The sequence below is a fragment of the Sphingopyxis sp. 113P3 genome, from assembly GCF_001278035.1.
In the GTDB taxonomy this organism is placed as follows: domain Bacteria; phylum Pseudomonadota; class Alphaproteobacteria; order Sphingomonadales; family Sphingomonadaceae; genus Sphingopyxis.
This window is the reverse complement of the sequence record NZ_CP009452.1, coordinates 1,321,958-1,342,094: the sequence shown is the minus strand read 5'-3', so window position 1 is coordinate 1,342,094 and position 20,137 is coordinate 1,321,958. Positions and strand designations below refer to the sequence as shown.

General features: G+C 62.7%; 17 protein-coding genes and 1 pseudogene. 9 read left to right on the top strand and 9 right to left on the bottom strand.

The features are described 5' to 3' along the window. Positions 1–11: 11 nt before the first annotated feature. From LH20_RS06440 to LH20_RS23935, 7 genes and pseudogenes are all read right to left on the bottom strand, one after another. Positions 12–1,391 carry a TolC family protein gene (locus LH20_RS06440; RefSeq protein WP_053553501.1) on the bottom strand — a complete coding sequence of 460 codons (1,380 nt, stop codon included), beginning with the start codon at positions 1,389–1,391 and terminating at the stop codon, positions 12–14. 16 nt (positions 1,392–1,407) lie between these two features. Further along, positions 1,408–2,082 carry an OmpA family protein gene (locus LH20_RS06435; protein WP_053553500.1) on the bottom strand — a complete coding sequence of 225 codons (675 nt, stop codon included), beginning with the start codon at positions 2,080–2,082 and terminating at the stop codon, positions 1,408–1,410. 29 nt (positions 2,083–2,111) lie between these two features. Beyond that, the gene (locus LH20_RS06430; protein WP_053553499.1) at positions 2,112–4,667 is read right to left on the bottom strand and encodes an Ig-like domain-containing protein; all 2,556 of its coding nucleotides are present in this window, start codon (positions 4,665–4,667) and stop codon (positions 2,112–2,114) included. Between the two features lie 189 nt (positions 4,668–4,856). Beyond that, positions 4,857–6,220 (bottom strand): IS3 family transposase gene (locus LH20_RS06425; RefSeq protein ID WP_085995949.1). Its coding sequence is split into 2 segments (ribosomal slippage): positions 4,857–5,870 and positions 5,873–6,220, totalling 1,362 coding nucleotides; the frame shifts between segments, so codons are not numbered across the junction. A gap of 327 nt (positions 6,221–6,547) precedes the next feature. After that, positions 6,548–7,048, bottom strand: a complete 501-nt coding sequence (locus LH20_RS06415; protein WP_053553498.1) for an RES family NAD+ phosphorylase — start codon at positions 7,046–7,048, stop codon at positions 6,548–6,550. 14 nt (positions 7,049–7,062) lie between these two features. Next, positions 7,063–7,413 (bottom strand): MbcA/ParS/Xre antitoxin family protein, encoded by a 351-nt coding sequence (locus tag LH20_RS06410; RefSeq protein ID WP_053553497.1) that lies wholly within the window; start codon positions 7,411–7,413, stop codon positions 7,063–7,065. A gap of 240 nt (positions 7,414–7,653) precedes the next feature. Next, positions 7,654–7,897, bottom strand: a pseudogene (locus LH20_RS23935) (hypothetical protein); the annotation flags it as partial. 247 nt (positions 7,898–8,144) lie between these two features. Here LH20_RS23935 and LH20_RS06405 point away from each other — a divergent pair. After that, positions 8,145–9,059 carry an MBL fold metallo-hydrolase gene (locus LH20_RS06405; RefSeq protein WP_053553496.1) on the top strand — a complete coding sequence of 305 codons (915 nt, stop codon included), beginning with the start codon at positions 8,145–8,147 and terminating at the stop codon, positions 9,057–9,059. A gap of 150 nt (positions 9,060–9,209) precedes the next feature. On the opposite strand, the gene LH20_RS06400 is transcribed toward LH20_RS06405, so the two are convergent. After that, complete coding sequence (locus LH20_RS06400) at positions 9,210–10,103, bottom strand: LysR family transcriptional regulator (protein ID WP_200905440.1); 894 nt, start codon at positions 10,101–10,103, stop codon at positions 9,210–9,212. Between the two features lie 98 nt (positions 10,104–10,201). On the opposite strand from LH20_RS06400, the gene LH20_RS06395 reads away from it, so the two are divergent. The 8 genes from LH20_RS06395 (at position 10,202) to LH20_RS06360 (ending at position 17,767) form a co-directional block, all read left to right on the top strand. Further along, positions 10,202–10,951: an SDR family NAD(P)-dependent oxidoreductase gene (locus LH20_RS06395; protein WP_053553495.1), complete on the top strand. Its 750-nt coding sequence runs from the start codon at positions 10,202–10,204 to the stop codon at positions 10,949–10,951. Between the two features lie 21 nt (positions 10,952–10,972). Then, a complete protein-coding gene (locus LH20_RS06390) occupies positions 10,973–11,398 on the top strand; it encodes a hypothetical protein (protein WP_053553494.1) in 426 nt (141 codons plus the stop codon). 80 nt (positions 11,399–11,478) lie between these two features. After that, positions 11,479–12,090 (top strand): outer membrane protein, encoded by a 612-nt coding sequence (locus LH20_RS06385; protein WP_053553493.1) that lies wholly within the window; start codon positions 11,479–11,481, stop codon positions 12,088–12,090. A gap of 102 nt (positions 12,091–12,192) precedes the next feature. Further along, positions 12,193–12,735, top strand: coding sequence for an RrF2 family transcriptional regulator (locus LH20_RS06380; protein WP_053553492.1), 543 nt, complete (start codon positions 12,193–12,195; stop codon positions 12,733–12,735). Then, on the top strand, positions 12,735–13,388 hold the full coding sequence (locus LH20_RS06375) for a response regulator transcription factor (protein WP_053556132.1): 654 nt from the start codon (positions 12,735–12,737) through the stop codon (positions 13,386–13,388). The genes LH20_RS06380 and LH20_RS06375 overlap by 1 nt, the downstream gene beginning before the upstream one ends. 94 nt (positions 13,389–13,482) lie before the next feature. Further along, entirely contained in the window at positions 13,483–13,863 is a 381-nt protein-coding gene (locus LH20_RS06370; RefSeq protein WP_053553491.1) for a response regulator transcription factor, read from the top strand. Further along, positions 13,860–15,887 carry an ATP-binding protein gene (locus LH20_RS06365; RefSeq protein WP_053553490.1) on the top strand — a complete coding sequence of 676 codons (2,028 nt, stop codon included), beginning with the start codon at positions 13,860–13,862 and terminating at the stop codon, positions 15,885–15,887. Before LH20_RS06370 ends, LH20_RS06365 begins: the two co-directional genes overlap by 4 nt. Then, positions 15,884–17,767 carry a PAS domain-containing sensor histidine kinase gene (locus LH20_RS06360; protein WP_053553489.1) on the top strand — a complete coding sequence of 628 codons (1,884 nt, stop codon included), beginning with the start codon at positions 15,884–15,886 and terminating at the stop codon, positions 17,765–17,767. The genes LH20_RS06365 and LH20_RS06360 overlap by 4 nt, the downstream gene beginning before the upstream one ends. Before the next feature lie 386 nt (positions 17,768–18,153). On the opposite strand, the gene LH20_RS06355 is transcribed toward LH20_RS06360, so the two are convergent. Then, positions 18,154–19,368, bottom strand: a complete 1,215-nt coding sequence (locus LH20_RS06355) for an NAD(P)/FAD-dependent oxidoreductase (protein ID WP_053553488.1) — start codon at positions 19,366–19,368, stop codon at positions 18,154–18,156. Positions 19,369–20,137 lie beyond the last annotated feature (769 nt).

Genomic DNA, 20,137 nt, shown 5'->3' with positions numbered 1-20,137 from the left:
CGATCACCACCTTATGGATAGACGCGCCGCTGCAGTTCGGCAGGGACAGGCGGCCCATATTGGAACTGCTCCCGCTCCGTCTCCCCTGCCCCGGTACCCGGCGCAACGTTGAGCGCATCAAGGAAGCTGTTCGTGGCCGCAAGCGCCTGATACTGGGCGAATATCTGCGAGAAACGCGCCGTTTCGAGCCGAACCTGCGTGTTGTAGCGCGTGTTCTGTGCATCGAGCACATCGAGGAGCGAACGCCGCCCGACATTGAACTGGCTACGGTAGGAAAGCAGCAGATCGTCGCTGACCTGGCTTTGCCGTTCGAGCACCCCGACGAGGTTCCCCTGCGTCTGCATCACCGACCAGGCCGTACGCACATCCTGTTCGGCCTCGCGTTGCAGCTCGTGCAGGCGGTAGCGCGACTGGCTGGCCCGGCGCACCATTTCCTGCAGCTTGGCCCGGTTGATCCCGCCATCCCACAAGTTCCAGCGCAGCACCGCGCGCGCCTGGAGATCGTTCGTCTCGCCGCGGAAGCCGTCGATGTCATCGCCGATCCGGCCCCGCACTTCGACGCCGATCGTCGGATAGAGATCGCCCTTCGCCGAGGCTGCCGCGGCATTAGCCGAATCGACGTCGGCCGTTGCTTCGCGCACCAGGGGGTTGCGCGTGCGTGCGAGGCCCACCGCCTGGTCGAGCGTGGTCGGCAGCGCGCTCGCGAGAACGGGCGGCAGCGAAGGCTGGGTGATGTCGAGCCCCGTCAGGCGGCGCAGCGTAATGTTCGCCTCGTTGAACGCCTGCTGCGCCTCTTCCTGCCGCGCGGTCGCCGCTTGCAGCCGCTCCTCCGCCTGCTGGAGATCCGCAACGCTGATCGAGCCCTGGTTCACGCCCTGGCCGAGGTCCTCAACGAGCGCCCGGTGGAAGGCGGCATTGTCCTGCGAGGCGGCGAGAACGCGCTGCTGCAAGAGGAGGTCGAGATATTGGCGCGCAACCTCAAGCGCGACAAATTCGGAGCGTTCCAGGACGCGGAGCGACGCCCCGTCAACGCGGGCGGCCTGGCGCAGCAGTTCGCCGCGCCGGCGCCCGAAGTCGACCAATGTCCATTCGCCGCCGAGGCTGAGCTCGAGGGGGTAAAGTTCATCGTTCGCAATCCCGAGCGCGCGCCGCGTGCTGTTTTCAAGCCGCCGCACCCCCGCCGAGCCTTCGACATCGATCCGCGGGTGGAACAGGCCCTGGGCCTGCTTGCGCTCGAACTCGATCGCTTCCTTGTTGAACTGGGCCTGCAGGATCTCGGGATTGGTCTTGACGGCCAGCGAGATCGCTTCCTGCATCGAGACTTGGGCGAAGGCTGGCGTGGTCGCTGCAAAGACAAGCGCCGCTGAAGCCAAGAAAGTGAACTTGCGCATCTGATCCCCCAATTCCTTACCGAACGCCAATTTCAACCCGACGGTTTTGCGGTTCACGCACCCCGTCGGCGGTCAGCACGCGTGGTTCCTCTTCGCCGCGCTGCGCGGTCGTGATCGTCTCGCGCGGCACCCCGTACGACGCGATGAGGTTGGCAACCGCTTCGGCGCGGCGCGCGGACAAGCCCATGTTGTATGCGTTGCTGCCCGAACGGTCGGCGTGCCCCGTCACCGTGATCGAAGTCCAACCGCAGGGCGCAGCGTTGGCCGCGACAAATTGTGCGGTTTCCGATGCTTCAGCCGGGAGCTCGGACGAGTTCCAGTCGAAGTAGACGATACCGGGAAGTTCGCGCGAACAGGTCTCGGTCGGCGGCGGAGGCGGCGGCGGCAGCGGCTCCGAGGCGGGCTGTCCAGCCATCCGCTCAGAGGCGTCCTTGCACCTCGCAATGCTGGTTTCATCGCGCGTTCCCGACTTGAAATAGCCGAGCGCGATCGCGCACTGCACCTTTGCCTCAGAGGCCCAGGTGTAGCGCGCGTCATTTGCCCCGATGGTTGCCGGATCCAGCGTCGCTGCAAGCGCAGCATCGTAGCGCTGCTGGATCTCTCCGCGCTCGCTTCCTTGTGCCATGGCAATATTCGATACCCCCGCGGCGAGGCAGATCGCCGTTGCCGCCATCCCGATCCGTTTGTTCATGAGACTCCCCTGCATGATGAATCCGCCCCCTAGGCCGCGGCAACCAGCTGCGCCGCGTCATCAATCGAATGATCGGCAAGCATTCCCCGCGTCATGAGGAAAACCTGCGCGTCGAGCGTTTGCGCCAGAAGCTGGTGTCCTGCGCCCGCGTCCGGGGCGGGCGCATCGGCGGGCGCGTCGCCTGCGAAATGATCGACGATCGCGTTGACGGCGACCTCATCGCTCACTTCTGCGAGCGCTTCGCGGACCGAGGCCACATCCTGGCTGACGGCAACCGCTTCGCCAGAGGTCTGGAGGAGCAGCGCGTCCATCACAGCCTCTGGCGAAACGCCCCCCATTTGACCGGTCACCAAGCCGCCGAAATCGACACCCGCCTCGGATTGCCACGGCACGGCGGTAGCGACCTCTGCCACCCCATCGGCCGCAAGGTTGCTCGGCGACGAGGGCGCATCGCTCGGCAAATGCGAGGATGACGCATCGGCCTTGCTGGCCACGCCCTCATGTCGGAGAAGGTCGGCGAGGTTGAGGAGATTGCCGTGCTCTGATCCTGTACCGATTGCAAAGTGGAGACTGCCCACTTCGGCGCTCGGCAGCGCATTGGCCGCGGTTTCGGGAACCGCGGGATTGCTATCATGCGCCGCCAGAACTTCGGGGACGGCAAGCGCGCCTGCAAGCGAGGCGACGAGCGCCAGGTCGGCCGAGCGCCGATCGGCAGGAGCCGTTGCAAAAGAGGTGTCGGCAAGGGCGCCGCTCGTCCCGTTGGTGCGGGTGAAGCTCGCCGTCCCATGGACGAGCACCTGGCCTCCTTCGGAAACATAGCTCTTGCCGTCCGACGTCAGGTCGAGGCTGGCGATGCCGAGCTCGGACAGCGTGCTGAATTCGCCCGGATCGGTGACGCCGTTGCTGTTCGCATCCTGCCAGACCCCGAAACGCGAAAACTCGGCATCTGCGGCGGTCAGTTTTCCGTCACCATCGGTGTCGAAGCGGAGGCGCACACCCTCAAGGTCGGTCGAGGCGCCGACAGCGAATACAATCTCGCTGCCGTCGTTCGCCACCCGGTCGCCATTGGCATCATGGACGAGCAGCCCATCGTCGGGCCCGACCCACGCGGTGGGCTCAGCCACGCCGTCGCCGTCGTAATCGAACGCGACGCCGGCGGCCTGCGACAGGAATTCGACGCCGTCGCCATCGAGGTCGAGCGCCACAGGCGGCGCCGCGGGGACAGCGGTAATCGAGAGCACCGCGCCATTCGCGACATCGCCATCGGCATCGACGATCGATACCGGCACGGTAAACGGCACGGGCTCGGTCGTGGTGATCGCGGACGCGCCGAAATCGCCGATGCGGAAGCTCGAGCCTGACACATAGGAGACTTCGAGGCTGTTATATCCATCGTCGGTGAAGATCGCGACCTGCGTGTCGCTCACGATCCCCGAGATCGTCACGATACCGCCTGTGAAGGTGACGGTATAATTCTGCCCCCCGACCGAAACATTCTGCGGCGAACCAGAAGCGTTCACCGTGACCGTCGAGGCACCAAAGCGGATGGCAACGGCCGTGATCGCATCGGTGGTTCCATCGCCCACCGCATCATTGCCGACAACGCCGTCGGGGTCATCCTTGACTTCAAAGCGCACGGTCGATCCCGCTGTCGAGGCGAACACCGCCGATGCACCGTTGACGGTGTAGTGATCGGAGAAGGTGTGATTGCGATTGCCAGCGTTCTGATAGCCCGAGCCGCCGCTCGAAGGCGTGCCGAGGAGATCGGTCACGAAATCGATGCGCAGGCCTTCACCCGCTTCGATGGCGCCGCCGCCGCCGCCGCCGCCCACGCCGCCCGAATTGGCGTTCGTGTTGACGGTCTGGCCGCTCGCGCCGATCGGCGTCAGCAGGATGTCCGGGCTATTGGGGGTAGCGTCATCGCGGAAGTAGTTCCACGCAACATTGCCTCCCGAAAAATCATAGCCGTCAGCGTTGAAGTCGATCTGGGTAACCGCGTCGAGCGGCTGCGAGATATTGACCTTGTACTGATCGTTGAAGCCCGGGGGCTGGATCTGGATCGTGAAGACCACGCTTGCATCGGGCTTGGTGGCGGTAAGGGTCAATCCGTCGGGCGAAATCGCATAATTGAGCGGCTGCCCGCCGGAGGTGAGCGACTGACCTTCCAGCGCGGTGATGGCGTCTGATGTGAAGAACAGCTTGCCCGGGCCGTCGGCGCCGTAATTGTTCGCAACGCTGTTGTCCGCATCGAGGAAGGCCGCGTTCGTCCCTCCATTCTGGTTGATCACATTGACTGCGATCGGCGTCGTCGCCGTCGGCACATCGTCGATGATATCGATGGTGATGCTGTTGACCGACGTGTTGCCGTTGGCGTCGGTCACCCGATAGCTGAACGTCTCGGCATTGTTGACCGTGTTCGTGCCATTGTTGGCACTCGGCCCGATGACCGGTGAGGTCAGCGTGTAGCTCCAGCTCCCGTTTGGATTGAAGGTGAGCGTGCCATAATTTCCGTTAGGGCTGTCCAGCAGCGAGAAGGTGAGCGCGCCGACACCGCCGGTCACATTATCCGCAACCGAGCCCGACACGGTTTCGGCGGTGCTGCCAGGATTGCTCCCGAACGGCAGCGCCGCTTCGTTGACAGCCGCGTCCTCATTGGTGGCAGCAAGGCCGCTGTCTGTCAGCGTGATGGTCAGCGTTGTCTGTCCGTCGTCAGAACATTTGGCACAACTCGCGGCGTAAATTAGCGGAGTGCGGGCCTCGTCAGGGGCTGGATTTTAAGCGGCGAGCTTGCGGTGTTGCAAGCGCCGATATTCGATGGTCTGTCGTTTGATCCTTTCACGCTGTTTGATGATGGCTGGTGCCCTGCCGAAGTAGGCGTCGGCGGGCGTCACGTTGTTCAGGCTCTCGTGGTAACGTTGATTGTTGTAGTGCTCGACGAAGGCTTCGATCTGGGCCTCGAGGTCGCCGGGCAGGAAGTAGTTCTCCAGCAGGATGCGGTTCTTCAGAGTCTGGTGCCAGCGCTCGATCTTGCCCTGGGTCTGAGGGTGGCACGGTGCACCGCGCACATGACTCATCTGCTGAGCTTCGATGTATTCAGCCAGTTCGCCAGCGATGTAGCTGGGACCGTTATCGCTGAGCAGCCTGGGTTTGTGCAGCACGGTGGCGCTGTCGCAGCCCGAGGCAGCCAGCGCCATGTCCAGCGTGTCGGTGACGTCCTCGGCCCGCATGTTGGTGCACAGTTTCCAGGCGATGATGTAGCGCGAGAAGTCGTCGAGCACGGTCGACAGGTACATCCAGCCCCACCCGATGATCTTGAAGTAGGTGAAGTCGGTTTGCCACATCTCGTTCGGCCGGGTGGTCTTGGTGTGGAACTGATCGGCGGCCTTGATCACGACATAGGCCGGGCTGGTGATCAGATCATGGGCCTTCAACAGGCGGTAAACCGTGGCTTCCGACACGAAGTAGCGCTTCTCGTCGGTGAACCGCACCGCCAGCTCGCGCGGTGACAGTTCGCTGTAGTCCAGGGCCATCTCGACGATCTGGTCCTGGATATCATCGCCGATGCGGTTCCACACCCGGGTCGGCGCCGACGGCCGATCCTCCAAGGCCTCCGGGCCGCCTTCGAGGAACCGGTCATACCAGCGGTAGAAGGTCCGACGGGCGATGCCGAGCTGGTCCAGCGTGCGTTTGGCGGGCAGGTGCGACTGCTCGACGATCCGGATGATCTCGAGCTTCTCCGAGGCGGGATACCTCATTCGTCGTCGCCCCCATCCGCGATCATGCTTTTTTTGAGCAGGCGGTTCTCCAGGGTCAGGTCGGCAACGCATTCCTTCAGGGCGCGGGCTTCGCGGCGCAGATCCTGCACCTCGCCAGTGGTCGCGGCACGGGCGGTGTCGCCGGCCAGGCGGCGCTTGCCGGCTTCCATGAACTCCTTCGACCAGGTGTAATACAGGCTCTGGGCAATGCCTTCCTTGCGGCACAGCTCGGCGATGCTGTCCTCGCCGCGCAGGCCATCCAGCACGATGCGGATCTTGTCTTCGGCCGAGAAGTGCCGGCGGGTTGCACGCCGGATGTCCTTCACCACCCGCTCCGCAGGGGCCTTGGTCGGCGATTTTGCATTGGAGGATTTGGGCTTCATCTTCGTTCCTTCGTCACTACGACGAAGCCCAAATCCTCCTTAAATCACAACCTCAAATCTGTGCCATTGGTGCTGACGGGGAGCAGGCACAACAAGCGGCAAGTTTGCAGCGCAGGAAGAAACCGGCGCTGGGCGGCGCGGATCAAGAGGCTCCTGTCACCGCTACCGCCTCGCGGGCATAGCGCCGCGGCGAACATCCCATGGTTCGCCAGAAGGCGGTATTTAACGCATGCTCGGAACCATGGATCAACTGCTCGCCCGCCAGCATCATCCGCCAGCGCGTGAGATAGCCGATCGGGGTTTCGAAGAGTCGAAGGCAGCCTGAAGCTAAATTCGACTTAGTCGATCGTCGTCGTCGATGAGAATAAGCTGGGCTGGAAGGTCCGGACCCCATTTCCAGAGTACGAGATTCAGGTCATCGGCTCTCGCTCCGCGCACGAAGCTGGGCACGAGCAAACCGTGGTGACCTTCGGCAATGAGAGTTTCTGCGAAAGCCTGGGTAGGTGCCTTGCCGAGTTTCTTTTCTTGGTCGCGCCAGCTTGGATCCGCAAGACCCGCAGGCGTCATTGCGTAGGCGCCGAGCGCGACTTCATCTCGTCCGTCGAAGACATTTTCGACGTCAGCCAAATAGGAAACGAGCGTGGTTGGTTGCAAGTCGCCGATCTGGTTCGCTTCGCGTAGGGCAGTTATCGCCGAAGTTGCAGTGTAAAGGGCTGGAAGGCCTTTGGCGTTGAAGCGGCCGCCATAGCGTTCTGCGCCCCGGCCCGATAGAGGATCGCGCGCATAGACCGGGTTTAAGGCCCGAAAAAGCTTGCCTTGATAGTGCACGGAGGAGATCAGGATCAGGCGTAAACGCCGGCATCGACAGCGTCGATGTACTCAAGCACTTCGTCCGCCCGCCCTTCTCGGACGAGTTGCATGGGTGTCTGGCCTGAGAATCCCGGCAGGGGCTCAGATCGATACCAGGCGTAAGCCATCAGCTCCGAGCCAAAACGGCCGCGGACTTTGTTGAGTATCTCGACGAGTTCACGCAGTCGGCGCTGGGTTTTGTCCGAGCGCACTCGATCTTTGCGTTGAACAGCGTCGCGGCCAAGGCCAGCTGAACGGGCGACTTCTTCGCTGGTCGTGCGCAATGCTTTGGCGATCTTGCTGGGAGCGAAGAGCCCGCCATCCGCATATTGTGCCAAGCCCATCTGACTTTCCTTTCGCCTCAACTTCTGACGCTATATGGCGTCAGAATATGTGTAATGCAAGAGCGATCATGGCCGGGCGCCGACGGACGCCTCAGGAGAAGACCCGAGAAGAGCTGACGTTCGAACCGCCCCCGACTCAACCGACAGCTCTCGACCGATGCTGCTGAAAAAGTACGCATTTGATAGAAGCGGGCGGCGCCGGCGAGCGTCGGCACACTTCTTTAGGCGCTGACAGCGGCATGGGATGATCTTAGCCATTTTGCGGAGGTTTTGGGCTGCTGCTGAGAAGTGGAACTCGCCGCGGGCGCCGTCGGGGCCACGTAATTGCAACCGGTCGAGCCGGAGAATGCGTCTGAGGCCACCTGGACAGCTATATTGGTCACGCTCGTGGTCAAACACGAAGGCTGAGCGCTCGAGGGTCCCATCGGATCGGGAGGTCTGCCGACACCGGGAAATGCGGTTCGATGTCGCGTTCGTGGTCAAGACTGCCGTCAGCCTTTCCCTGCCCAGCCGCGTTGCGCTTGGCAGGACGATAGGCGGAGCTTGTACCGGATGAGCCCATGCGCGAGGGGGCCGGCATATTCCCCTCGCGAAGGCACCCTCGCGATCTCGGCAATGAGACCTATCCTATAGTATATTCGGCCTGGTCCCTCCATCCAATCGACCGAAAGCGGCCAGTTCCATAGCTTCCGGGGTGTCGTGACTGAAACGGCTCTTTGGAGGATCCAGATATGAAACCGGACACTATTGCAAAGCCTGAGAAAGAGGGCTTCGAGGAACTTGTCCCGTCGCGTTATGCGCTGCGGGTCGGCGAGATTGACGTGCTTGTTGTCAGCGACGGCGTGCTGCCATTGCCGACCGAAACGATGGCCACCAATGTGGACCCGGACGTTCGCGCTCAATGGTTCAAGGACATGTTCGTTGGCCCTGACATGTTCGACTGGGCATTGAACGTCCTCGTGCTGCGTAGCGGCGACAAGGTCATTCTGGTCGATGCGGGTCTGGGAGGCCAGTTCCCCGGCTTCCCGCGCGCAGGCCAGTTCCCCAAGCGGCTGAAGGCGGCGGGTATCGACCTCGCGTCGGTCACCGACATCATCATCACCCATATGCACATGGACCATGTCGGCGGTCTCCTCGTCGAGGACGTGAAACGCCGTCTGAATCCGAACGTGCGCATCCATGTCACGGCCACCGAAATCGCCTTCTGGCAGACTCCGGATTTCGAACAGACCGCGATGCCGAACCCTGTCCCCGAGGTCCTCCGCAGGACCGCGACGCAGTTCATCGATGCCTACGCCGACAATATCCTGGCCTTCGACGATGAATGTGAAGTGGCGCCGGGCGTCGTGGCAAAGCTGACGGGCGGACACACGCCGGGGCACTGCGTCGTCCACGTCGCGTCGGAAGGCGAGCGCCTGACTTTTGCCGGAGATGCCCTGTTCCCTGTCGGGTTCGACCACCCTGACTGGCACAACGGCTTTGAGCACGACCCCGAGGAATCGGTCCGTGTACGGGTTCGTCTCTTGGAGGAGGCTGCGGCAAGCGGCGAATATCTTGTCGCCACGCACCTTCCCTTCCCGTCTGTCGGCCGCGTTGCCGTCGATGGCGACGCTTTCCGCTGGGTAGCCGCCTTCTGGGATTTCTGACCCTTCGAGGACTCTCCCCCAGGGGCGCGTGTTCGCAGCATTGCAGCAATACGCGCCCCAAACGGCCGACCAGACGACGCAGGGCCGCATGCGGAAAGGCAGGACATGTACAACACGGCTGAACGGACGCGGCGCTCCTTCAAGGAGCAATCACACCGAATGGGGGCCAAGCATCCCGGCGAGAAAATCCGTGAAGAGATGCACCCGCAACGGAGCGAGGCGACCGAAGGCGTGGAGCGCCTGGACCGGAACCGAGGCAAGCCTGTCTTGCGGAAAGACCTCGACCAGGCGGCCCGCCGCGAGGTCGTCGGCGACCGTAAGTCGGAGAAGTTGCGCGATTCCGACGCCCGCGAGCGCCGCTATCCGCATCGCCTGACCCGAATCGGTGTCGAGGACACCCTCGGGAAGCAGTTCGCTGCCGTCGGCAAATCGGATCGGGTAAGCGCGCCCGCCAAAGCGGTAACGGATGTGCGGCAAACCTCCAACCTCCTCGCGCGTGGCGGGATGGCCTACCCGATCGAGCCATTCGGGCGATGCAACGAGAATGAGCGACAAGGTCGCTATGCGGCGGACCATCCAGTCGACATCTTCGACCGTCCCGACGCGCACGGCGACGTCATAACCCTCGCGGACAAGATCGACGTGGCGGTCCGTAATATCGATCTCGATCCTTATCTCGGGATGTCGCGGCATGAATTCGCGCGTAATCAGTTCAACGAGCGTGGGTCCCAGTACCCCCGGGAGGCTGACGCGGAGCAGACCGCGAGCGCGCGCGACACCGCTCAACGCATCGCCTGCATCGTCGAGCGCACGCAGCAATGGTGCGACGCGTTCATAATAGGCCGTGCCATCGACCGTGAGCGTAAGCGAACGAGTGGATCGCAGGAAAAGCTTCACACCGAGGCGCTGTTCGAGCCGCTCGACGCTCTTCGATACCGCCGACGGCGTTGTCCCGGCGAGCCGCGCCGCTGCGCTGAAGGATCCCGCCTCTACTGCGCGGACAAAGGCATAGAGCCCAGTGGTGGATTCGACTCCTATCGCCATTTGATAGTTTTTGGAAAGAAATTTGTGCCGATGTCCACACTAATTTTCCAAAAAAGAAAAACCAAATCCATCTCCGTCTTCAACAAGCAAGGTGGACTATGACAAATATGAAGGGAAAGGTCGCCGTGATCACCGGCGGCAACAGCGGCATCGGACTTGCGAGCGCCAGGCTCCTTGCCGAACACGGTGCCCAGGTGCTGATCACCGGGCGGCGCCAGGACGCGCTTGATGAGGCGGTCCGTTCCATCGGCCCTGCCGCAACCGCGATCAGCGGCGATGTCGCCGATCCGGCTCATCACGTCGAGGTCGCCGACATCGTCCGAGAACGTTTCGGGGGCGCTGACATCTACATGGCAAATGCGGGGGTCAACACGATCACGCCCTCGGCCGAGGTTTCTGAATCCGAGTATGATGAACAGTTCGCCATCAACGCGCGCGGTACCTTTTTCGGCGTCCAGGCGATTGCTCCCGTAATTCAGGACGGCGGATCGATCATCCTCGTCGGCTCGCTGGCGAGCGAAAAGGTGCTCGACGGCCACGCCGTCTATGCCGGCAGCAAGGCTGCGATCGGTGCCTTTGCGCGGAGCTGGGCGCTCGAATTCAAGGCGCGGCGTATCCGCGTCAACATGCTGAGCCCCGGACCGACCGAGACCGAAATCCTCGGCAAGCTCGGCGTCGCACCCGAAGACCGCGAGGCCTTTGCCGAAATGATGGCAGGCGCCATTCCGCTCGGGCGCCTTGGCCAGCCGATCGAACTTGCTCGCGCTGCGCTGTTCCTTGCTTCCGACGCCAGCAGCTTCGTCACCGGCATCAACCTTCGCGTCGATGGCGGCATGGCGCTGCTTTGACCCCATTGGAAGGACTTTGAAATGACCAATACCGATATCGACCCCGCCATCGCCGCGCTGATCCATGACGTCGTCCATGTGGGCAGCGCATATGACATCGAAGGCATGGAGAAGCTTTATACGCCCGACCAGATCTTCCTCGTTCTAGGGAGTGACGGTCATGTTACCCGGGTGCGACGGGACGATTCCATCGCCGAATTCCGCGCGCGCCGCGACGCCGGCGAAGAGCCACTCTCGACCGAGCATCGCGTGCTTCACGTCGAGCAACAGGGCGACCACGCGACGGCCATTCTCTACCGCCGGATGAGCCCCGAGGCTCCGCCGGCGATGTACGAGCTTCGTCTGCGCAAGGATTCCGGCACCTGGATGGTGGCCGGTGAAACGGTGACGCCCTGGCCGGGCGGCATCGAGGGCAACTTTCTGCCTCCACGTCGGAAAGCGGCCTGACCCAGGGCGCGCGCGGTTCCCCCCCCCTCCCCCCGTCCGCGCGCGCCCATTTCTCTCAAAGAGCAAAAGGAAACAGACCCGTGAAATATCTCGCTCTCTACCTCTCCCTCGGCGCTGCTCTGGGCGCCGGAATCGCGGTGCCGGCTGCCGCACAGACGTTCGAGGGACCTTATGTCGGCGCGCAGGCCGGCTGGAGTCAGAATAAGCTCGGACCGGTCGATACCGATCTCGGCACCGCCCGCATCCACGACAAGCGCGATTCCGCAACTGCAGGAATCTTCGTCGGCTATAATATCCAGCCAACCGCCGGCGTCGTGCTGTCGGCCGAAGGGGCGGTCAATTTCGGTTTCGACGACGGCCTTGCCGCCTCGCAAAAGGATGCATCCGCCGCAATCAATCCCGAATATGGTTTCGATCTTGGGCTTCGCGCGGGCTATCTCGTCACCGACAAGACGCTTGTCTACGCGCGCGGCGGTTATGAAAATATCAGGACAGCAGTGCGCATTCTCGATCTTGAGGGGCCGCGCCGCGGTAAGGATAATCTTGATGGCTGGTCGGTCGGCGGAGGCGTCGAACGTGCCGTAACCGACCGGATCTCCGCGCGCGTCGAATATCGATACAGCGACCTTGGCGGGGGCGGCACCAAATGGGATCGGCATCAGGTCCTGGCAGGCATCGCCTGGCATTTTTGACGCGAGGCCCGGCCGGCATCCCGCATGAAAAGGCGCAAGCCATTGACAGGGCAGGAAAGGATCTTCTTGCCCTGTCAAACGCGGACAAATATACTCCTCGTTATGGCACATCTCACCGCCAGCGTGGAATATGGCCTTCATTGCCTGCTCGGCCTGATCGATGCTGGCGAGGCACCACGTAGCGCACGCGACCTCGCGACGTTTCAAGGGGTGTCGCCGACCTTCGCGGCGAAGATTTTCGCAAAGCTCGAAAAGGCGGGGATCGTGGCCGCGGCGGAAGGCGTGCGAGGGGGCTATCGTCTCGCGCGGTCTCCCGAGACGATCAGCGTACTCGAAATCATTGATGCGATCGAGGGACGCAAGCCGCTTTTCGAATGCCAGGAAATACGGACCCGGTGCCCGCTTTTCCATGGCGCTGCTCCCGAGTGGGCAACCCGCGGCGTCTGCTCGATCCACGCGGTCATGCTCAAAGCGGAAAAGGCGATGCGCGATGCGCTGGCCAGCGAGACCTTGGCCAATATTGGCGGACGGCTGGCACGCAAGGCGCCGAGCGAATTCGGCGCCGACACCCGCGACTGGTTTGAACGGCGGATCGCCGCGCGTCGAGCCGGACCATCGCAGGTCCAAGCGAGGGATATTCCATGATGACTGATCAGCTCCACGAGACGAAAGAAGCTCCACTCGTATTCGTCGTCGATGACGACGAGGACGTCCGCACCGCGATCAGCGAGCTCATGTTATCGGTCGGAATCGAAGCCCAATGCTGCGCTTCGACGCGCGACCTCGTCGAGTCGCCACTGCTTGATCGCGCCGGCTGTCTCGTCCTCGACGTCCGCATGCCGGGATCGAGTGGGCTCGATCTTCAGCAGTATCTTGCGGCGGCCGGCATTTCGAAGCCCATCGTCTTTCTGACCGGGCACGGCGATATCCCCATGTCGGTCCAGGCCATGAAGGCGGGCGCCGTCGATTTTCTGACCAAACCCGTTCGAGATCAGACATTGCTGGACGCCGTCACAGCGGGGATCGAACGCGACATTGCGAACCGGGCGAGCGCGCGGATCGTTCAGGAGCAGGTTGAGCGTTACGCGACGCTGACGCCGCGCGAGGCGCAAGTCATGCGCGAGGTTGCGCTCGGCCGACTGAACAAACAGATCGCCTACGATCTTGGGATTACAGAAATTACCGTAAAGCTGCATCGCAGCAATGTCATGCGCAAGATGCAGGCCGCCTCGGTCGGCCAGTTGATCCGTGCCTGGGAAAAATTGCCCGTCGAGGTGCGGGAACCTGCTCCCGCCTAGACTTTGGTATGGTTATAATGGCCAGCAAGCTGCGCGACATTGCCTCTATCGGCCTCGAAGGCCACGCAATAGAGGATGTCGCAGCTTGCCCCATATGACGACCATCGCGATCGTGGACGATGATGAGGCTGTCCGAGAAGCCCTCGGCGATCTGCTGATGGTCTCCGGACTCGCCTGCCAATGCTTTGAAAGCGCGCCTGCCTTCCTGACGGCACTCCGGTCCCACCGCTTCGATTGTCTCGTGACCGATATCCGGATGCCTGAGATGACAGGGATCGAGCTCATCGAGAAACTTCATGAGGAACTCGCCGAACTCCCCGTGGTGGTCCTCTCTTCGGTTCTCGACGACGCCACGCGGGCGAAAGCGCTGGCACTCGGTGCCAGCGCCTGGCTTGGGAAGCCCGTGACCGACGAACATCTGCTCGATGCGATCGCGACAGCGATGGAAAATTCGGATCCAGGCGCGGCGCGATGAGCTCCACACTATGCGATTCGCTCAGGCAGGACGCTGGAATCGCCGACTTTGCTTCTGAAAGCATCGTCGTGATCGATCTGGCAGGATCGATACGCTATTGGAACCCTGTGGCTGAACGCCTCTTCGGTTGGCCCGGACTAGCCGTCGGGGGCGCCCCTGTCGCTGATCTCTCCCCGGCGCCCGAGGACGAGGCTCGTGCCTGGTCACAATTGCTGCAGGAAGGGGTGTGGGAGGGGCAGATCCGCCGCCTTACGCGCGATGGCGAGGTACGCATCGTTGAGGCGCGCCGGCGCCTGCGACACGACGAAGCGGGGATCCCGCGCGACGTGGTCGAATATGCGCGCTTGGCACAAGACGCGAATGTCGAGGATCTCCCAGAGAGATCCGCGGCCGACGCGGCGATGGCCGCCAGTTGGGAAATCGACCTTACACCCGCGACCGACATCCTTGACCGGATCCGCTCGCGATCGCAGACCAGCGGGGGAGACGATCGCGGCGATCTTGGCCGCCGGCTTCTCGAGGCGGCGCGGATCGTCGACGTCAATGAGCGAACCGCACGCCTCGTTGGCGGAAATCGCGGTCGCGAGCTGATGATAGACCAGTCGGTTGCGTCATTCTGGCCCGTTGCCAGCCGTGCAATTCTTGCAGAGCTCATCCTGGAGGCAATCCGAGACAGCGAGGGCAAACGCTTCCATCGCCGGCTGGCCTCGGACGGCATCCTGCGCGAACCGCTCGTTACCATATGGCGGGCGGGGACCGACCGGCCAGGACATTTGTTCATCACGGTGAATGGGGCGGCCGACGACGATCGATCCTACCTGTTTCTTCGCGCGAGCGAGGCACGCTACCGCAAGCTCGTCCACTATATGCCGGTCGCGCTTTGGCAGGTCGACGCCAGCCATATGGGAAAGATATACGCCGACCTGCGCTCGCGCGGCGTTACAGACTTTGGGAAATATCTGGACGATCACCCCGAACTGGTCGACATCGCCGCATCCAGCGTTCCGGTCACCGACGTCAATCGCAGTGCAATCGAACTCATGGGGGGAAAGGACGCGCAGGACCTCATCGGTCCCGTCGGCTATCTGTTCACCGAAAGCGCGGAATCCCTGCGCCGCGTGATGATAGGCCGGTTCAGCGGCGACAGAAATTACAGCGAGCTCATGAAGCTTCGAACGCTCGACGGTCGCGTTCTCGATGTGCGCTTCTCGGTTACCTACCCTGAACCGCTCGTTGAACTCGACACCACGATTTTCAGTCTCGAAGATATGACCGAACGGCTGCAGATGGAGACGCAGCTTCGGCAAATCCAGGCCGATTTCAGCCACGCCGCACGCATCGCGACGCTCGGCGAACTGACGAGTTCGATCGCGCACGAGGTCAATCAGCCCCTCGCGGCGATCATGACCAATGCGGAGACGAGCCTACGCTGGCTTGCGCGCGCCGAACCCGATATCGGCAAAGTTCGGCAGCTTACAGCGCGTATCGCCGCGAGCGCACGTCGTGCGGACAATATCGTCCAGCGCATCCGCAGCATGGCTATCAAGCAATCGCCGGACCCGGTGGCACTCGAACTCAACGACGTGGTTCGCGAAAGCCTGCTATTCGTCCATAACGAGATCGAGCGACGCGGCATCCGCGTGACAACGACCTATTCCCGGGACCTCCCGACCGTGGTCGGTGACCGCATCCAGCTTCAGCAAGTCATCGTCAATCTGATCATCAATGCGGTCCACGCCGTCGAAGGGCGGGATGAAACCGAGCGCGAAATTCTGGTGGCGACCGGGGTTGAAGGTCGCAGCGCGACCTTCACCCTGAAGGACAATGGTCCAGGAATCGCGCCCGAGCACCTCGGCCGCATCTTCGACGGCTTCTTCACGACGAAACCGCAGGGGATGGGCATCGGCCTTGCCATTTGCCAGTCGATCGTCACCGCGCATGGCGGCGTGGTGTCCGCGTCCAATCGAACGGGAGGGGGCGCGCAGTTCCGGGTCGCACTACCGCGCGCGCGGTCATTGACGTGATCGGGCTCCTTGGGCTTCTCTCCGGTCTCGGTATCGGCGTCGCAACCGGACTCCTTGTCGAGCGGAGGCGCAGCGGGTCTGCCAGCGCGGCGGATCCGCTCCACCCCGATGACCGCATAGCGATCGCACAGGCCGAAGCGCGCGCCTTCTGCAGCGGCGTTCCGCAGGTCGTCAGTTATCGGCGGCGCCACCGGAAGAGCGGAGAGTGGCGCTGGCACGAACATCGCGCCGCGTCTGCTTACCCGGTTACCGTCGCCGTTCCGCCCCTGGTCCACGCACCGGGCGATGCCTGGACAGTTGCGGCGTCGCTTGGCGAAACCACAGATGCCGTGCGCGCCGCGAAGATCATCGAGGATATCTACGGCTCCGCCTTTGCTTTCGATGCCAAAGGGCATTTCACCTACGCCACCCCAACGGCGCAGGCATCGCTCGCTATGACACTCGACGATTTCAACGCACCGCTAAGCGATGAACCCTTCCTCGAGGGCGGCGACCTCGGCTGGAAGAATGGGGTACACCCAGACGATTATGAGGCGGCGGCGGCCGAACTCAGGCGGTGCATGCGCGCCGGCGAGCCATTCAACTATGAATATCGCGTCTTGCGCGCGAGCGGCGACTGCGTGTGGCATCGCTTCGCAATACGCCCGGCGCGGGCCGCCGACGGCCGCATCACAGGTTGGTTTGGCACGGGCTTCGATATCGACCTGTTCCGCAAAACCGACGACGCTCTGCGCGAAAGCGAGCGCTCGCTTCGCGAGCTGGTCGAGACCGCACCCGCGCTCATCTGGTGCATGACGGCTGAGGGCGAGCCGATTTATTTCAGTCGCCGCCTTCGCGAGTTTTTCGGCTTCGATGTCGACGGGAAGGACGAGCCCGGCGTATCGCGACTGCATAGCATCCTCGACGCGGTGATTCACCCCGACGACCGCGACCGGGTGAACGAGCGCTTCGCGTTTTCGCTGCGAACGGGCGATGCCTACGCTCTCACCCATCGCCAGCGCCGTTTCGACGGCGTCTATCGCTGGGTCGAAACCCGCATCGCCGCCATGCGAGGCGAAGATGGCACGATTTTGCAATGGAACGGCGTGTGCCTCGATATCGAGGAACAGATGCGCGCGCAGGACGAACTGCGCCAGGCGCAAGACAAGCTCGCGAAAGCAAGCGAGGCGGCAAGCCTTGCCGAGCTCTCGGCATCCATTGCGCATGAGGTCAACCAACCGCTCGCGGCCATCATGACCAACGCGCAGGCCTGCCGGCGCTGGCTGGAGGCGGACCCGCCGAACTTGGAGCGCGCGCGGATGATCATCGAGCGCGTGGACCGAAACGCTCAGTCGGCCGCCGAAATCGTCAGCCACATCCGCGCGTTGTTCAACCGAACCACTGGCCCGCGAACGCGGGCTCCGCTCGGTCCGCTCATCGACGAAGTCCGCGAGCTCCTCGCCGAGCAACTTGCCCGTGACCGGGTCAGGCTCGAAGTCCGGCTCGCACCAGACCTTCCACCCATCCCGGTCGACCCGGTGCAAATCCAGCAGGTCTTGGTGAACATCCTGCGTAACGCAGTCGAAGCGATGACCGGGGTGCCCCCGGATGGACGAAGGCTTTGCTTGGAAGCCATGCTCGCGGACGATGAGCTGCGCATCGAGATCAGCGACACGGGACCGGGCCTGCCGGACCCTGATCGCGCCTTCGAGGCGTTCTTTTCCACCAAGGTACAAGGGATGGGAATGGGGCTCGCGATCTGTCGCTCGATCATCGAGGCCCATGGCGGGTCCCTCCATGCCGAAAATCGCGTGCCGTCGGGCGCGTGCTTCACTTTCACGCTGCCTTTGGAGGAGCAGCCGTCACGAGATCAGCCTCCTGCAAGCGGCACTTTCCTATAACCCCTTGAACTTGAGGGCGCCGCAGCCCGGCCAAGGCCAATGAGACAGGCTGTCGCTAGCGGCCCTTGTTTTTCGTTGGGGCTCGATTTGTTGACGAGGGCCTTCGTTGATACCGTCTTGAGCTACGGCGTCTTTCGCGTGGTTCGAACATTCCCTCTATTTTGCGCGCGCATATCCGGGTCATGTGATCGAGCCGCGCCAACCCCGGCCGCGAAGGCGCTGGGCGAGTCCCGGACGGCGCCGGGCATCCCGTCACGCAGGTCCCGGAACGCAGGTCCGATCCATGGACATTTCAGGCTGCACGGCGAGCTGCTCAGCGGCCCGCCGTAAAGTTTTCAGCAGATCCATGGTACGTCGGAGACACCTCACCCCTCGCCAGCCCGATATCAAAAATCGACGGTACGAGCCTCGAAGGCATTCTGAAAGGCCGCATCGCGTTCCGCGGCAGGGGGATAGATCCAGAGCGTATTGATTTCTGTCTTGACCTTCTTCGCCTCGGCGCCGGTGAGTTCGACCGCGCGCGGCGACCAGCCGCGCGTGAAGATCGCGGCGTCGGGACCGAGATCGAGGCACACCACGTAGGATGGCTGATCATAGGGCAGCACAGCCTCGCCGAGCAAATCGGCCGCGGCATTATGGCCGGCGAAAGACCCGAGGCGGCGGGCATGCTGGCATGACATCAACGAGAAATTGCCCTTGTCGTCGGTTGCCGCCTTGGCGGTGTCGCCGGTAGCGAAGACATGTGGCGCTCCCGGCACGCGAAGGTCGGGGAGGACAAGGATGCGGCCAAGATAATCGCGCTCTCCAGGCAATTGCGCGGTCAATGGGGACGCGCGCATGCCCGCCGACCAGATCACCGTTTCCGTTTCAATTCGCTCACCATTGTCGAGGATGACGCCGCCTTCGTCGAGCGCAGCGACACAGGTTCCAACGATCGTTTCGATACCGAGTTCGTTCAGTCGCGCCTCGATATAGGGGCGCGGCTCATCGCCCATGTCGCGGCCGACGCAGGGCGCATGTTCGACGATGATCACTCGTACCGGCACATCCTGCCCGAGAATCTCGCGCAGTCGCCCCGGCATCTCGGTCGCTACTTCGATACCGGTAAAGCCACCGCCACCGACCACAACGGTGTTCCGTGCAGGAGAGTCAGGCCTTGTAGCGAGATTGCCAAGATGCCGATCGAGCGCAATCGCGCCGTCACGATCCGTAACACTGTGCCCAAAGTCCGAAAGCCCGGGGATCGGAGGCTGATAGCCCTGACTTCCCGACGCAACGACCAGCCTGTCGTAAGACAGCGTATCGGTCTGACCGTCCGAGTTCGTTACGCCGATCCTCCCGTTGTCCGCATCGATCGTTTCGACCCGCCCGGCACAAAAATCAATGTCGGTCGCGGCGAAAAGCTCGCCCAGGGGGGCCGCCATCGACGCGGGATCACGCTCGTAAAGCCGTGGCCGGATGACCAGAGCAGACTGAGGAGCGACGACCGTGATTTTCAGATCCGCGGGAGAAACCCCTTTCTCATCGCGCAGACGGGCAGCCGAGAGCGCGGCCAGCAATCCAGCAAAGCCTGCTCCGATAATGATGATTTCCTTTGCCATTCGGTGTCTCCCGTGCGTGAACGTCGATGGATATAGATCTCCGCGATACGGCATTGCCTGGCGTGGAGGGTGAGCAGACCATCGCGAACGGGGCGCTACTCGCCAATCGTGCTGGCTAGATAGTCGATCCAGACGGAAGGTGCGGCCAATCTATACCTTGGAACAGGCCATGCCTCGCGGGTCTGGTTCCGAAAGGACCTGCCCTCGCGGGGCGAAGGCCTCCAAACCCGCCACAGCAGTGCGAACAGGCTGGCGGCGATCAAATCGCGTTCGATCGGCGACAGGCGCATCGAGAGCGCCAACAATGTGACCAGAATTTCCAATGCAAGCGATAGCGCCTTCAAGAGCGATCGGCTTCTCGAGGTTCCTCTTTTTTCGGTCACAAGGCATGTCGCTTGCCGCAGGAGCACATGGGTGAGGATGGTGACAACCAGGGCACGCGGCATGATGGTGGGCGCTGCCCATGCGCAGCACCAATGAGCCAGCACCACCGGCGAGAAATCGATCTCATGGCTCCATGATCGCGGCCTATGTGCCGGGCCGCTCAGCTGGCGGGCGCGCGCTCGGATTGTCCATGAGGTTCGCATGATCTTGTCCCGGTTATCCGATAACAAGATGCGCCTCTTTGGACCCTCTCGGCTATTGGTCCGTGGGCGTAGCGCGACTATACGAAAACATGGGAGCGATACGCTCGCCTCGATTGCGCCAGGCACCAGCGCAGACATGTGCCCGGCACTGGGCTTTCTTTGGTAACCGACCATATGGGCGA